This is a genomic window from Pseudomonas sp. Pse79 (assembly GCF_024519615.1).
GTDB classification, from domain to species: Bacteria; Pseudomonadota; Gammaproteobacteria; order Pseudomonadales; family Pseudomonadaceae; genus Aquipseudomonas; species Aquipseudomonas veronii.
The window spans coordinates 124,777-138,612 of record NZ_JALJRR010000001.1 but is presented as its reverse complement, the minus strand read 5'-3'; the positions used below and the strand labels follow the sequence as shown (position 1 = coordinate 138,612).

The 13,836-nt window shown below is 61.8% G+C and carries 10 protein-coding genes; 8 read left to right on the top strand and 2 right to left on the bottom strand.

All coding sequences use genetic code 11. The features are described 5' to 3' along the window. Positions 1-21: 21 nt before the first annotated feature. The 3 genes from NR164_RS00590 (at position 22) to NR164_RS00580 (ending at position 2,842) form a co-directional block, all read left to right on the top strand. Positions 22-789, top strand: a complete 768-nt coding sequence (locus NR164_RS00590) for an SDR family oxidoreductase (RefSeq protein WP_017846474.1) — start codon at positions 22-24, stop codon at positions 787-789. A gap of 131 nt (positions 790-920) precedes the next feature. Then, positions 921-2,354, top strand: a complete 1,434-nt coding sequence (locus NR164_RS00585; protein ID WP_046383650.1) for a PLP-dependent aminotransferase family protein — start codon at positions 921-923, stop codon at positions 2,352-2,354. Between the two features lie 83 nt (positions 2,355-2,437). Beyond that, entirely contained in the window at positions 2,438-2,842 is a 405-nt protein-coding gene (locus NR164_RS00580) for a cupin domain-containing protein (RefSeq protein ID WP_017846476.1), read from the top strand. A gap of 14 nt (positions 2,843-2,856) precedes the next feature. Here the strand turns inward: NR164_RS00580 and NR164_RS00575 are convergent, their stop codons facing one another. Further along, positions 2,857-3,486: a DNA-3-methyladenine glycosylase I gene (locus tag NR164_RS00575; protein WP_017846477.1), complete on the bottom strand. Its 630-nt coding sequence runs from the start codon at positions 3,484-3,486 to the stop codon at positions 2,857-2,859. 216 nt (positions 3,487-3,702) lie between these two features. On the opposite strand from NR164_RS00575, the gene NR164_RS00570 reads away from it, so the two are divergent. From NR164_RS00570 to NR164_RS00560, 3 genes are all read left to right on the top strand, one after another. Continuing rightward, a complete protein-coding gene (locus NR164_RS00570; protein ID WP_173677810.1) occupies positions 3,703-5,028 on the top strand; it encodes a C4-dicarboxylate transporter DctA in 1,326 nt (441 codons plus the stop codon). Between the two features lie 109 nt (positions 5,029-5,137). Further along, the gene (locus NR164_RS00565) at positions 5,138-5,839 is read left to right on the top strand and encodes a FadR/GntR family transcriptional regulator (RefSeq protein ID WP_017846479.1); all 702 of its coding nucleotides are present in this window, start codon (positions 5,138-5,140) and stop codon (positions 5,837-5,839) included. A gap of 16 nt (positions 5,840-5,855) precedes the next feature. After that, positions 5,856-6,551 carry a GntR family transcriptional regulator gene (locus NR164_RS00560; protein WP_017846480.1) on the top strand — a complete coding sequence of 232 codons (696 nt, stop codon included), beginning with the start codon at positions 5,856-5,858 and terminating at the stop codon, positions 6,549-6,551. Between the two features lie 128 nt (positions 6,552-6,679). Here NR164_RS00560 and NR164_RS00555 read toward each other — a convergent pair whose 3' ends face one another. Then, positions 6,680-11,548, bottom strand: a complete 4,869-nt coding sequence (locus tag NR164_RS00555) for an NAD-glutamate dehydrogenase (RefSeq protein WP_256822071.1) — start codon at positions 11,546-11,548, stop codon at positions 6,680-6,682. 826 nt (positions 11,549-12,374) lie between these two features. Between NR164_RS00555 and NR164_RS00550 the strand changes: the two genes are divergently transcribed. Both NR164_RS00550 and NR164_RS00545 read left to right on the top strand, forming a co-directional pair. Further along, positions 12,375-12,725 (top strand): hypothetical protein, encoded by a 351-nt coding sequence (locus tag NR164_RS00550; RefSeq protein ID WP_256822070.1) that lies wholly within the window; start codon positions 12,375-12,377, stop codon positions 12,723-12,725. 148 nt (positions 12,726-12,873) lie between these two features. Then, entirely contained in the window at positions 12,874-13,833 is a 960-nt protein-coding gene (locus NR164_RS00545) for a MoxR family ATPase (RefSeq protein WP_003218556.1), read from the top strand. Positions 13,834-13,836 lie beyond the last annotated feature (3 nt).

Here is a 13,836-nt window from a genome sequence, read left to right as displayed (position 1 = left end):
CAAGACCCACAAGGAACCCCCATGTCCAAGACCAACCTGTTCGACCTCGACGGCAAGATCGCTTTTGTCTCCGGCGCCAGCCGTGGCATCGGTGAGGCCATCGCCAAGTTGCTGGCCCAGCAAGGCGCCCACGTGATCGTGTCCAGCCGTAAGCTGGAAGGCTGCCAGCACGTAGCGGATGCGATCATCGCCGACGGCGGCAAGGCCACTGCAGTTGCCTGCCATATCGGTGAAATGGAGCAGATCAGCCAGGTCTTCGCCGGCATCCGCGAGCAGTTCGGCCGCCTGGACATACTGGTCAACAACGCCGCAACCAACCCGCAATTCTGCAACGTGCTGGACACCGACCTGGGCGCCTTCCAGAAAACCGTGGATGTGAATATTCGCGGCTACTTCTTCATGTCGGTGGAAGCCGGCAAGCTGATGCGCGAAAACGGCGGCGGCAGCATCATCAACGTGGCCTCGATCAACGGCATCTCGCCGGGCGTGTTCCAGGGCATCTACTCGGTGACCAAGGCCGCGGTGATCAACATGACCAAGGTGTTCGCCAAGGAATGCGCCGAATTCGGCATCCGCTGCAACGCCCTGCTGCCGGGCCTGACCGACACCAAGTTCGCCTCGGCGCTGGTGAAGAACGACGCGATCCTGAAAATGGCCCTGGCGCAGATCCCGCTCAAGCGCGTAGCGGACCCGAGCGAGATGGCCGGCGCGGTGCTGTACCTGGCCAGCGATGCATCCAGCTACACCACCGGGGTGTCGCTGAACGTGGACGGTGGTTTCCTGTCCTGACCACATAAGCAGCACAATTCCCAGGTGGGAGCAGGCCCGCTCCCACTTTTTTTTCGCGTTGTCATACAGCCCCTTTGGAGCAAACGTCGCCAGCGAGTAGTCTTGGACCGACTCAGCCCCTCAGGAAAAACATGGAACTGCACGTGATCATCAACGGCCGCAAGGACCTGGCCGAACAGCTTTACCAGCAACTGCGCGAAGCCATCGACTCCGGCCGCCTGGCCGCCGGGGCGCAATTGCCGCCCAGCCGCCTGCTGGCCGCGCAACTGGGCGTGTCACGCAAGACCGTGTCCGACACCTACGCCACCCTGACCTACGAAGGCCTGCTGGTGGGCAAGATCGGACGCGGCACCTTCGTCAACAGCCGCACTCCGCCGACCGAACGCCTGCAAACCGCCACCGACCTGGCCTGCGCCGCCAACCTGGCGAAGTGGCAGGCACTGCCCTCGCCCATGCATCACCCCACGCGCGACAGTGCCCTGCGCTACGAGTTCCTCGGCGGCGCCACCAGCCGCCACCAATTCCCCCAGGACGAATGGCGACGCTGCACCCAGGACGCCCTGCGCCGTATTGCCCAGAACAGTGGCCTCTACAGCCAGACCGAAGGCCTGCTGGCGTTGCGCAGCGCCATCGCCGGGCACATTGCGTTTTCCCGTGGGGTCAAATGCAGCGCCGACGACATCGTGGTCACCAACGGCGCGCAGCAGGCTCTCGACCTGATCGCCCGCGTCGTGCTGGAGCCGGGCAGCATCGTCGCCATGGAAGACCCCGGCTACACCCCGGCGCGCCAGTTGTTCATGGCGATGGGGGCAAACGTCATCGGGGTGCCCGTCGACGATCAGGGCATTCAGGTCGAGCGGATCCCCGACGGTGCGCGGCTGATCTATGTGACACCGTCCCACCAGTTCCCCCTCGGCATGCCCATGAGCCAGGCACGCCGTGAAGCCCTGCTGGCCCGTGCGTTCGAGCTGGGGGCGATGGTTATCGAAGACGACTACGACAGCGAATTCCGTTACGAAGGCCGTCCCACCGACTCCCTGCAAAACATGGACACCCGAGGCGTGGTGACTTACGTCGGCACCTTCTCCAAAACCCTGCTGCCGGAGTTGCGCCTGGGCTATGCGGTACTGCCGCCAGCCCTTTATGGCGCGGTGCTCAAGGCCAAGCAATTGACCGATCAACACAGCTCCACCTTGCCGCAATGGGCGTTAGCCAAGTTCATCAGCGAAGGCTATCTGCTCAAGCATATTCGCCGCTGCCACAGCGTGTATGCCGGGCGCCGCGAGCGCATCCTGCAGCGCCTGGCGGGCGACCTGGCGCCGTGGTTCGAAGCGGTGCCCACCGTGGCCGGCTTTCATATGGCGGCCCTGTGCAAGGTGCCGGTGAATATTGCGTTGTTGATGCAGCTGGCACGCCAGGTCGACGTGGGCCTGTACCCGCTCGACGTGTTTTTTCACGACACGCCGGTACGCCCGGGCCTGATCATCGGTTTCGGCGCGATCGAAACCCTGGACATCGACCCGGCCCTGGACAAGGTGCGCGACATTCTCCAGCAGATTGGCTAGAGGTTTTTCGGCTGGATTGGTCATTGGTCGGCGGGAGCACGCGGCGTAGGGTGAAGACCTCTCGAACGACTCGGAAACTCGCCATGAAACGCTCACTCGCAACCGCCCTGATACTGGCCTCGTTCAGTGCCTTCGCCCATGAACCGGTGTACAACCAGGAGTCGATCAAGGTTCTGCAAGAGCACGCCCTGAGCAACGTGCCCGGCAAGAAAACCATCATGCTGAGCGTCGATTACGCCGCGGGCCAGGCCACCGTGCCCCACAGCCATACCGGCACTGCCGTGGCTTACGTGCTGGAGGGCGCCATCACGTCGCGGGTCAACGATGAACCGGCGATCACCTACACGGCCGGCCAGTCATTCTACGAGCCGGCGGGCTCGCGGCACTTCGAGTCGAGCAATGCCAGCCAGACCCGACCGGCGAAACTGCTGGTGGTGATGGTGCTGGATGACAAGGCTGAGGTGCTCACCCCTCTGGCGCACGAATAGCACCGCTGCGAGACTCAAGGGCGATTGAATCGACGGCGCAGTGCTTCGATCGGCTCGCGGCAGGCGCAACCTTCAAGATGGTCATTGACCATCCCCGTCGCCTGCATCAACGCATACATCGTGGTCGGCCCCACGTAGGTCCACCCGCGTTTCTTCAAGGCCTTCGACAAGCGCACCGAAGCCGGTGACGTCGGGTTGGCGCGCCAATACGCCAGATCCACCCGCGCCGGGCGTTCGTCAGGCGTCGGTTCAAACGACCATAGCCATTTCGCCAACGAACCGCTTTCCGCCACCAACTCGCACGCCCTGCGCGCATTGTTGAGGGTCGAGACGATCTTCGCGCGGTTGCGCACAATGCCAGGGTCAGCCATCAGGCGTTCGATATCCGCTTCGCCGTACTGCGCCACACGGCGGAAATCAAAACCGTCGAACGCCCGCCGAAAATGCTCGCGCTTGCGCAGGATGGTGATCCACGCCATCCCCGCCTGAAACCCCTCCAGGCAAATCTTCTCGTACAACTGAATGTCATCCGCCACCGGCACGCCCCATTCATGGTCGTGGTAGTGCGGATATTCCGGCGCAGCGGTACGCCAACTGCAATGGGTCAGCCCTGCGTCGTTGGTGCTCAGTCCTGGTTTGTCCATCCGTCACCTCGCGTACTCAGCGGCGGATGATAAGCGAAAAAATTTGCGCCCCGTCAACCGCTCAAGCACCGCCCTCGCAGAGCAACTGGTCAGACCGCAACCGGACAAGCCGCGAAAATCACTTGTGACCTGGAAAAAACCCAGCGTAGACTGGCCACGCACTGGACTTACCGGTATGACCACAACAATTAAGCCCTGGACCCACCAGGGCACCGAATAGAGATCCCTCCCATGTTCAGATGGTGCTCGCGTTCGATTTTCCTGCAAGTCGTGATCGGTCTGATGCTCGGCATCCTCTGCGGCCTGGCCCTTCCCGAATTCTCCTCGCAACTCAAACCCCTGGGTGACGGTTTCATCAAACTGATCAAGATGTTGATTGGCCTGATCGTGTTCTGCGTGGTGGTCAGCGGTATCTCCGGCGCCGGCGACTTGAAAAAGGTCGGGCGCATCGGCCTCAAGTCGGTGATCTATTTCGAAGTGCTGACCACCGTCGCCCTGGTGATCGGCCTGCTCATGGCCTTCAGCACCGGCATCGGCAGCGGTGCGAATATCCACCTGGAGCAATTGTCCTCCGCCGGCTTGCATGAACTGGCCGACAAGGGCCAACACATCAAGGGCACCAGCCAGTTCCTGATGGACCTGATCCCCAACTCGGTGATCGGTGCATTTGCCGACAACAACGTGCTGCAAGTGCTGCTGTTCTCGGTGCTGTTCGGCAGCGCCTTGAACCTGGTGGGTGAAGCGGCGTCGGGCATTTCGCGGCTGATCAACGAGCTGAGTCACGTGATCTTCCGCATCATGGGCATGATCGTGCGCCTGGCGCCGATCGGCGTGTTCGGCGCGATCGCCTTTACCACCAGCACCTACGGCCTGGACTCACTGCAGCACCTGGGCAGCCTGGTAGGCCTGTTCTACCTGACCTGCTTTATGTTTGTCGGGGTGATCCTCGGCCTGGTGATGCGCCTGTCCGGCCTGCGCATGCTGCCGCTGCTCAAGTACCTGCGCGAAGAGCTGCTGATCGTGATGGGCACCGCCTCGTCCGACGCGGTGCTGCCACAGATCATGCGTAAACTGGAACACTTGGGCATCGGCAGTTCCACCGTGGGCCTGGTGATTCCGACAGGCTATTCGTTCAACCTCGACGGTTTCTCGATCTATCTGACCCTGGCCATCGTGTTTATCGCCAACGCTACCGGCACACCGCTGTCGATGACCGACTTGCTGACCATCCTGCTGGTATCGTTGATCACCTCCAAGGGCGCCCATGGCATTCCGGGGTCAGCGCTGGTGATTCTGGCGGCGACACTCACGGCCATCCCGGCGATTCCGGTGGTCGGCCTGGTGCTGGTATTGGCGGTGGATTGGTTCATGGGCATCGGCCGTGCATTGACCAACCTGATCGGCAACTGCGTCGCCACCGTGGCCATTGCGCGCTGGGAAAAAGACATCGATATCCAGCGCGCCAACAAGGTACTCGCCGGCCAGCAGGGTTATGCGTTCCAGGCTAAAAAGCCGGTAGTGCCCGCGCACCAGGAGTTCTGACCCATTGGCATGAGCGACACAGATCACCAGTGGGAAGGAGCTTGCTCTCTCCCACACTCAATCGTCGCCTTTGTGGCAATTGTATTCGCAACATCAAGGAGCAATCGACGTGGTCACCCCCTCAACCGTCGTCAATTCAGTCGTAGAAAAACTCCGCGCCTCCCTGGCGCGGGGCCAGTGGCGGCGCGGTGAAATGCTGCCCGGTCAGCGTGAACTGGCCGAACAGCTGGGCATCAGCCGCCCCAGCCTGCGTGAAGCCGTGATCGTGCTGGAAACCCTCGGCCTGGTGCGCTCGATGCCCGGCAAAGGCGTGGTGGTGCTCGAAACCCACGTCAACGAGGCGCAATCGAGCGACGCCGTGGCCGACGCCAGCCTCGAAGATATCCTGCAACTGCGCTACACCCTCGAACCGTTTATTGTCGGCCTGGTGGCCCAATCCATCAGCAGCAAAGAGGTTGGCCAACTGCGCCTGACCCTGATGGACATGCGCGAAGCCCTCGACGCTGGCGACGCCGAAGCCGGGATGAATGCCTACATTGCCTTCCACGAAGAACTGTTCGCCCTCACCTCCAACCCGATCTTCCAGAACGTGGTGCAACAAACCAGCAACGCTCTCAAGCAGAGCGCACAGGTGCTGCGCAACTCCCCGGAACACCTGGCGGAACGCCTGCAGGAAAACGATGCCGTGGTGCGCGCCATCCGCAACAAGAACAGCGCCCTGGCCAGTGCCGAAATGCGCAAGCACATCCTCCAGGAAGGCCTGCGCATGGGCATTCGCTTGACCATCCCGGACGACCATCTGGGCAGTTGATTTTTGGAGACCGGCCATGACCGCCCACGCCTTGCCACGCGACCTGCCCATCACCGGCCTGCCCGCCATGTGCCTGGTGGCCGGTAAAAAGCCCTCGGTGAATGACATCTACCCACGGCTGTTCGACGCCATTCTCGAACAGCGCATCGCCCCGTCCACCCGGTTGACCGAGGAAAGCCTGGGCCAAACCTTCGGAGTGAGCCGCAGCGTGATTCGCCGGGTGTTGGCCAAGTTGTCGCACCAGCACGTGATCATCCTGCGCCCCAACCAGCGCGCCCAGGTAGCCGCACCGGATGCCCAGCAGACGCGGCAGATTCTGGAAGCGCGGCGGTTGACGGAGATCACGGTGGTACAACTGGCCTGCGCCCAGGCCACACCGATGCAGATCCGCCAGTTGCGCGAGTTGATTGCCCGCGAGCGTGATTGTATTGAACGCGACCAGCGTGGGCCGGCGATTCGCTTGTCGGGGGAGTTTCATCTGCAATTGGCGGCGATGGCGGGGAATGCGCCGTTGGCGCAGTTTCTCAACAGCCTGGTGCCGTTGACGTCGCTGATCATTGCCCAGTACGAGGCGCAAGCCAGCAGCTATTGTGCGTGGCAGGAGCATGTGGCGATTGTCGATGCCATCGAGCAACGGGCCTCTGGCATTGCGGTGAACTTGATGACCCGGCACCTGGATCACCTGGAGACCCGACTACTCAAGCACCACTGATCCCAAGTCGATGGCGCTCACAATGAAAAAGGGGGCTTGCCCCCGATAGTGGTGGATCAGTCATACCGGTGTTGACTGATCCATCGCTATCGGGAGCAAGCCCCCTCCCACAGTTGTTTACCGCTCGATCAAACCGATGCCAGCACCGACTGACCGCTCAACGCCAGGTCCAGCAACTCACGGTTGGCCACCGCGTACATGGCGTAGTCCGTGCCGACCGCGGCACGGATTTCCACCATCATTGCGCGCCAGCGATCGGCCATGTCCTGGTGCTGCTCAAGCCACAGGGCCACGCGGGCTTCCATGTCTTGTGGCGCTTCGGCCATTTGCAGTACGGAAATGGTGATCGCCCGTTGCTGCCAGTCCACGTCGTCGCGGAAGGCTTCGCGGGCCTGGGCCTGCCAGTTGTTGGCGACCGGCAGATCGCTGATCTGCTGCAGGTACCATGGCAAGTCCAGGGCGCTGCCGACGGCGAAGTAGGCCTTGGCCACTTCGGCGGCGTCATGCCCGGTCACGTCGGCGGCTTCGATGATCGGCAGCAAGGTGTACAGGTGCGTCGTGCCTGCAACCATGCGTGCCAACAACTCCGGTACGCCGGCTTCGGTGTAGGCCTGGTAACGGGTCTGCCAGCCTTCGCGGGTCGGGCCTTCGAGCAGTTCGTCGAGTTTGAGACCCAGTGCGGCCAGGTGCGGACCGAAGTGCGCGGTGTCACGCCCGGCATCCTGCTCGTTGCGACGGCTGCGCAGGAACCAGCGCGTGGCACGGCGGCCCAGGCGCATCAGCTCGTCCATCAGCTCCAGTTGCACGTCGGCGGAGACCTGGTGGTCCAGGGCTTCGATCTGACGGAACCAGTGCGGGAGATGGAAAATGTCGCGCACGATCACATAGGCGCCCGCCACGTTGGCCGGGCTCATGCCGGTCGACTCTTTGAGCCGCTGCACGAAGGTGATGCCCATGTGGTTGACCAGGTCGTTGGCGATCTGGGTGCTGACGATCTCGCGCTTCAGACGGTGGCGACGCATCGCCTCGCCGAACTTGGCCACCAGGCTCGGTGGGAACGCAGTCTCCATGTCACGGGTCAGGTACTCGTCATCCGGCACCTGCGACTTGAGCAGGGCTTCCTTGAGGTCGATCTTGCTGTACGAGATCAGCACCGACAGCTCCGGACGGGTCAGGCCCTTGCCGGTGGCGGCGCGTTCGGTGAGCTGCTCCTCGGTCGGCAGGTACTCGATGGCGCGGTCCAGCTTGCCACGGCTTTCCAGGTCGCTCATCAGGCGCTTGTACTCGGCGGCACGCTCGTAGGCACGGCGGGCGGCCAGGGACAGGGCCTGGGTCTGCTTGTAGTTGTTGCCCAACACCAGGCTGCCGACTTCGTCGGTCATGCTCGCCAGCAACTGGTTGCGTTGCTTGTCGGTCATGTCGCCAGCCTGCACCACTTCGTTGAGCAGGATCTTGATGTTCACTTCGTGGTCGGAGCAGTCCACGCCGCCGGCGTTGTCGATGAAGTCGGTGTTCGAACCGCCGCCATTGAGGCCGAATTCCACACGCCCCAGTTGGGTCATGCCGAGGTTACCGCCCTCGCCCACCACCTTGCAGCGCAGTTCGTTGCCGTTGACGCGCAGCGCGTCGTTGGCCTTGTCGCCCACATCGGCATGGCTTTCGGTGCTGGCCTTGACGTAAGTGCCGATACCGCCGTTCCACAACAGGTCCACCGGCGCCTTGAGCAAGGCGTTCAGCAGTTCAGTCGGGGTCAGTTTGTCGGCCTGGATGTCGAAGCGTTCTTTCATCTGCGCCGAGATGGCAATGCTCTTCGCGCTGCGCGAGAAGATACCGCCGCCTTCGGACATGATGCTGGTGTCGTAGTCGCTCCACGCCGAACGCGGCAGCTCGAACATGCGCTGACGCTCGACGAAGCTGGTCGCCGGGTTCGGGTTCGGGTCGATGAAGATATGCAGGTGGTTGAAGGCCGCGACCAGTTGCAGCTTGTCGGACATCAACAGGCCGTTACCGAACACGTCGCCGGCCATGTCGCCGACGCCGACCACGGTGATGCTGTCTTCCTGCACGTTGATGCCGCGCTCACGGAAGTGACGCTGCACACCGACCCACGCGCCCTTGGCGGTGATGCCCATTTTCTTGTGGTCGTAACCGGCCGAACCGCCGGAGGCGAATGCATCGCCGAGCCAGAAGCCGTAGTCGATGGCAATGCCGTTGGCGATGTCGGAGAAGGTCGCAGTGCCTTTGTCGGCCGCGACCACCAGGTACGGGTCATCGCCGTCATGCCGCACGACGTTGACCGGCGGCACCAGGGCGCCATCCTTGAGGTTGTCGGTGATGTCCAACAGGCCGGAAATGAAGATGCGGTAGCAGGCGATGCCCTCGGCCGCGATCTCGTCGCGACTACCGCCCAGTGGCAAGCGGCGCGGCAGGAAGCCGCCCTTGGCGCCCACCGGCACGATCACCGAGTTCTTCACTTGCTGGGCTTTTACCAGGCCGAGCACTTCGGTGCGGAAGTCTTCTTCACGGTCGGACCAGCGCAGGCCGCCGCGCGCGACATTACCGAAGCGCAGGTGGACACCCTCGACCCGTGGCGAGTAGACGAAGATTTCAAACTTCGGCACCGGCTTGGGCAGCTCGGGAATGGCCCGCGGGTCGAACTTGAAGCTGAAGTACGCCTTGTTCTGGCCGTTGGCGTCGGTCTGGTAGAAGTTGGTGCGCAGGGTGGCCTTGATCAGGTCGAGGTAGCGACGCAGGATGCGGTCTTCGTTGAGCACCTGAACCTCGTCCAGGGCGCTGAGGATCGCTTGTTCCAGGCGTTGCTGCTTGTCTTCCAGATCGTCGGCGGTGAGCTTGCGCGCCAGGTAGAAGCGCGTCTTGAACAACCGGGTCAACTCGCGGGCGATGTCGGTGTGGTTGTTCAGGGTGCTGGCGATGTAACCCAGGTCGAAGCCCAGGCGGATCTGTTTCATGTAGCGCGCATAGGCACGCAGCAGCGCCACGTCGCGCCACGGCAGGCCGGCGGTGAGTACCAGGCGGTTGAACGCATCGTTCTCGGCATCGCCGTGGACGATATGCACGAACGCGTCCTGCAGGGTGTCGTTGAGCTGCTGGATATCCAGGTTCACGCCTTCGGCGGCAATGAACGCGAAATCATGGATCCAGAACTCACGGCCATTGGCATGACGCAGGCGGTACGGGAATTCACCCAGCACGCGCAGGCCGAGGTTTTCCAGGATCGGCAATACGTCGGACAGCGCCAGCGGGGTGTCGGCATGGTAGAGCTTGCAATGCAGCTCACGCTGGCCGGACACCTGGCCCAGCGGCTGATAGAAGCTCATCACCAACGGGTTGGCTTCGGTGAGGCTGAGCAAGTGCTGCATGTCGACCACCGCCGAATGCGCAGCAAAACGCTCGCGATAGCCGGCCGGGAAACCTTTCGGGAAGTCCGCCAGCACGTTGGTGCCGTGGGCCTCGCCGAAGCTTTCGACCACCAGGCTGGAATAGTCGTCCTGCCAGCTGCGGCAGGCCTGCACCACTTCTTTTTCCAGTTGCAGCGGGTCGATGTCCAGACGGTTCTTCGGGTCGACCCGCAGAATCAGTTGCACACGGGCCAGCACGGACTCGGAGAAGAACGTCCAGAATTCGCAGTCCGAGGCTTTCAGGCGATCCATCAGCACTTGCTGGATCTTCTGGCGCACTTCGGTGGAGTAGATGTCGCGCGGCACGTAGGCCAGGCAGTAGCAGAAACGCCCGTAGGGGTCTTTGCGCAGGAACACGCGGATCTTGTTGCGTTCCTGGATCTGCACGATCGACATCACGGTGCTGAACAGCTCGTCGACCGGGGTCTGGAACAGGTCGTCACGCGGCAGTACTTCGACCACCTGCGCCAGTTCCTTGCCCAGGTGCGCCTTGGCCTGGAAGCCCGAGCGGCGTTCGATTTCCGCGACCTTGCGGCGGATATAAGGAATCACCCGCACGCTTTCGCCGTACACCGACGAGGTGTACAGGCCCATGAAGCGGCATTCCTTGATGACCTTGCCGTCGGCGTCGATCTCGCGGATCGACACGTAGTCCGGATAAGCCGGGCGATGCACGCGGCTCGGGTGGGCGGCCTTGGCGAACGACAACACGGTCGGCTCGCGCAGGTAGGACACGGCGTAGTCTTCGATGCGCAGGTCGTCGGCGGTAAGGCCGGCGCGCAGCAGCTTGGTCAGACCGAGGAAGGAGCCGGCGTCATATTCGATATGACCACCGTCCGCCTCGTCACGTACCACGAACTCTTCATAGCCGAGGAAGGTGAAGTGGTTGCCCACCAGCCATTCCAGGAAGTTCTTGATCTCGGCTTGTTCTTCGCCGTCGATGCTGAACCGGCTGGCGTCGATACCGACCAGCAGTTCCTGGACCTTGGCTTTCATCGGCTCGAAATCGGCCACGGCCACGCGCACTTCGCCCAGTACCTGCTCCAGCTCTTTGCTCAGCACGTTCAGTTCGGCGGCGTTGGCGCAGCGGTCGATTTCCAGGTACATCAGCGATTCTTGCTGGATGCCTTCGCCCTGGGTGCCCTTGGCCAGAATTTCCTGCAATTCGCCCTTGCTGCCACGGCGCGTGCTGAGCACGGTGGTTTGCAGGGTGTGGATGCTGTAGCCGCGGCGGTTCAGCTCGGTACGCACCGAGTCCACCAGAAATGGCAGGTCATGGTGTAGCACTTCGACCGCGGTGTGGGTCGACTGCCAGCCATGACGTTCGTAATCGGGGTTGTAGACCCGCACCTGGGGTTCGGTGTGGTCGAAGCGCTCAAGCAGGCGCCAGGCAGACAGGGTGCAACCGGCCAGGTCGGAAAGGCGACGTTGGGTCAGTTCGTCCAGGGAAATGATGCCGAAAAATTGTTCAGCGAACAGCGCCACTTGTGGCAGTGCCTGTTCACTGATGTGCTGCGCCAGTGCCGCTTGCAGTTGATGCTGGAAGTCGGCCTTGCTGGCTGCGGTGAAGAACGCCATCTGTGGTACTCCGCTTGGGCTTGTTATTGATGGAAGCGTCGCGTGTTATCCCCTTTGGGGGAGACCGTCAGCCCTGTTCGCAGGTAACGATACAAGCACCATAAACGAATCAGGGTGACAGGTGGGTGAAGCTGGACAAGACGATCAGGTCACATACAACTTCCATTGGACGTACACCTTGCCAGGCGACGGTGTGACGGGCAGGTCAGGCTCCCAGCAGTGAGCACATCCGTTGCGCAGCTTAACGAGTGTAGGAAGACAGCTGCTTGCGGCGCTGCGACATATTCGGTCATCGGCTGGCAATGAAGGGTTGCACAAAGGGCAACCACACACACCGAACGACAAAAAAGCCGGTCACCGGCGCTGATTTCAAGCCAATGATAGCTAACACACGCGAAGCCCGTCGGCACATACCTACGGCACATCAAGCAAGGGACCTCAAACATCAGGGAACTTTTCCTGCGCCAACCGCCAATCAAAAAAAACACAGGGAGCGTGGTTAACCGACTGTCATCTATGCAGGCCCGTCATGATTACGCCAACAGCCCCCTCGCCCATCATTTCGCAACCCACCTCGTCACCGGATAACATCAATCCGCCGATTTCGTTCGCCGACAGCGGCGTATATTCTGCGCAATGGGATAAATATAACCAGGCGGCCCCCAGGCCACAGCCGACAGGCGTGCCGCCGTTTAGATAGTCAACCTATAAAAAAGGCAAAATCGTTGTGCTCAAGCCATGACGCACTGATGAAATTCACACCGACATAAATATGGCGGCAGTGGCAAAATCCCCCTTTTGCGGCCAATAAACCCATAGGACTGCCATGCAATTGATCACTACCAACCTGATCGCCAACCCATGTGACGAAGAAGAAGACAACATGGCCATGCTCTGCTGCCATAGCACTAAGGGCGAAATGTTCATACTGGCCCGTTACCCGGATGAAGACGAGGTGGAGCTGACCTGGGACGACGAACCATCGACCCTCGAGGGCCTGAAGGTCACGTTGAGTGACAGCACGTTGCTGATTGAGCTGGCGGCAGGCGATGCCGATGCGCTGGGCGGCAAGGATCGCCTGGAGATTCTGCACAGCACCGCCCCTGAGGATTTGACTGAAGTTGAAGAAACCCTGCAGAACATTCTCAGGGGCACAGGCACTTATATCCGTGCCTGAGGCTACTGACACACAAAATTCCTACACGTTTCGCGAAAAATACCCCGCGCGCCGTTAGTCGCCGCCCCCCCCGATGCATTAAAGTAAGCCCCCCAGGCCCGGCGTTTTTTCTCGACGCTCGGGCTCATCTCTCCAGGAACCGTCATCGATGGAACATCGTGAAGCGCTGCTTGCGCTGCGAACCTTTCTTTCTACGCAGATTCTCGGCCAGGAAAAACTCATCGAGCGCCTGCTGATTGCCTTGCTTGCCGACGGCCATATGCTGGTGGAAGGCGCGCCGGGCCTGGCCAAGACCAAGGCCATCAAGGAGTTGGCCGAAGGCATCGAAGCGCAGTTCCATCGTATCCAGTTCACCCCCGACCTGTTGCCCGCCGACATCACCGGCACTGAAATCTATCGCCCCGAAACCGGCAGCTTCGTGTTCCAGCAGGGGCCGATCTTCCACAACCTGGTGCTGGCGGACGAAATCAACCGCGCCCCGGCCAAGGTGCAGTCGGCCTTGCTCGAAGCCATGGCCGAGCGCCAGGTCAGTGTGGGCCGCAGTACTTACGAGCTGTCGCCGCTGTTTCTGGTGATGGCCACGCAAAACCCCATCGAGCAGGAAGGCACCTACCCGCTGCCCGAAGCCCAGCTCGACCGTTTCCTGATGCACGTCAAGATCGGTTTCCCGGACGCGGCCGTGGAGCGGCGCATCCTGCAGCAGGCCCGTGGCGAGGCGCTCAACGGTGAAACCAAGCCCGAACGCCGCGTCAGCCAGCAGGCGATCTTTGCCGCGCGCAAGGAAATTCTCGGCCTGTACATGGCCGATGCGGTGGAGGAATACCTGGTGCAATTGGTCATGGCCACGCGCACCCCGGCCAAATTCGACCCGGAAATGGCCGAGTGGATCGCCTATGGTGCCAGCCCCCGCGGCTCCATCGCCCTCGACCGCTGCGCCCGCGCTCACGCCTGGCTGGCCGGGCGAGACTTTGTCAGCCCGGAAGACATCCAGGCGGTGCTGTTCGACGTGCTGCGCCATCGCATCATTCTGTCGTTCGAAGCCGAAGCCGCCGGGATCGACCAGGACCGCGTGGTGCAACGCATTCTCGACGTCGTAGCCGTCGCTTGAAAT

Coding starts and splice junctions, on each gene's coding strand:
- NR164_RS00590 (WP_017846474.1), top strand. CDS start 22: ATGTCCAAGACCAACCTGTTCGACCTCGACGGCAAGATCGCTTTTGTC.
- NR164_RS00585 (WP_046383650.1), top strand. CDS start 921: ATGGAACTGCACGTGATCATCAACGGCCGCAAGGACCTGGCCGAACAG.
- NR164_RS00580 (WP_017846476.1), top strand. CDS start 2,438: ATGAAACGCTCACTCGCAACCGCCCTGATACTGGCCTCGTTCAGTGCC.
- NR164_RS00575 (WP_017846477.1), bottom strand. CDS start 3,486: ATGGACAAACCAGGACTGAGCACCAACGACGCAGGGCTGACCCATTGC.
- NR164_RS00560 (WP_017846480.1), top strand. CDS start 5,856: ATGACCGCCCACGCCTTGCCACGCGACCTGCCCATCACCGGCCTGCCC.
- NR164_RS00555 (WP_256822071.1), bottom strand. CDS start 11,548: ATGGCGTTCTTCACCGCAGCCAGCAAGGCCGACTTCCAGCATCAACTG.
- NR164_RS00550 (WP_256822070.1), top strand. CDS start 12,375: ATGCAATTGATCACTACCAACCTGATCGCCAACCCATGTGACGAAGAA.
- NR164_RS00545 (WP_003218556.1), top strand. CDS start 12,874: ATGGAACATCGTGAAGCGCTGCTTGCGCTGCGAACCTTTCTTTCTACG.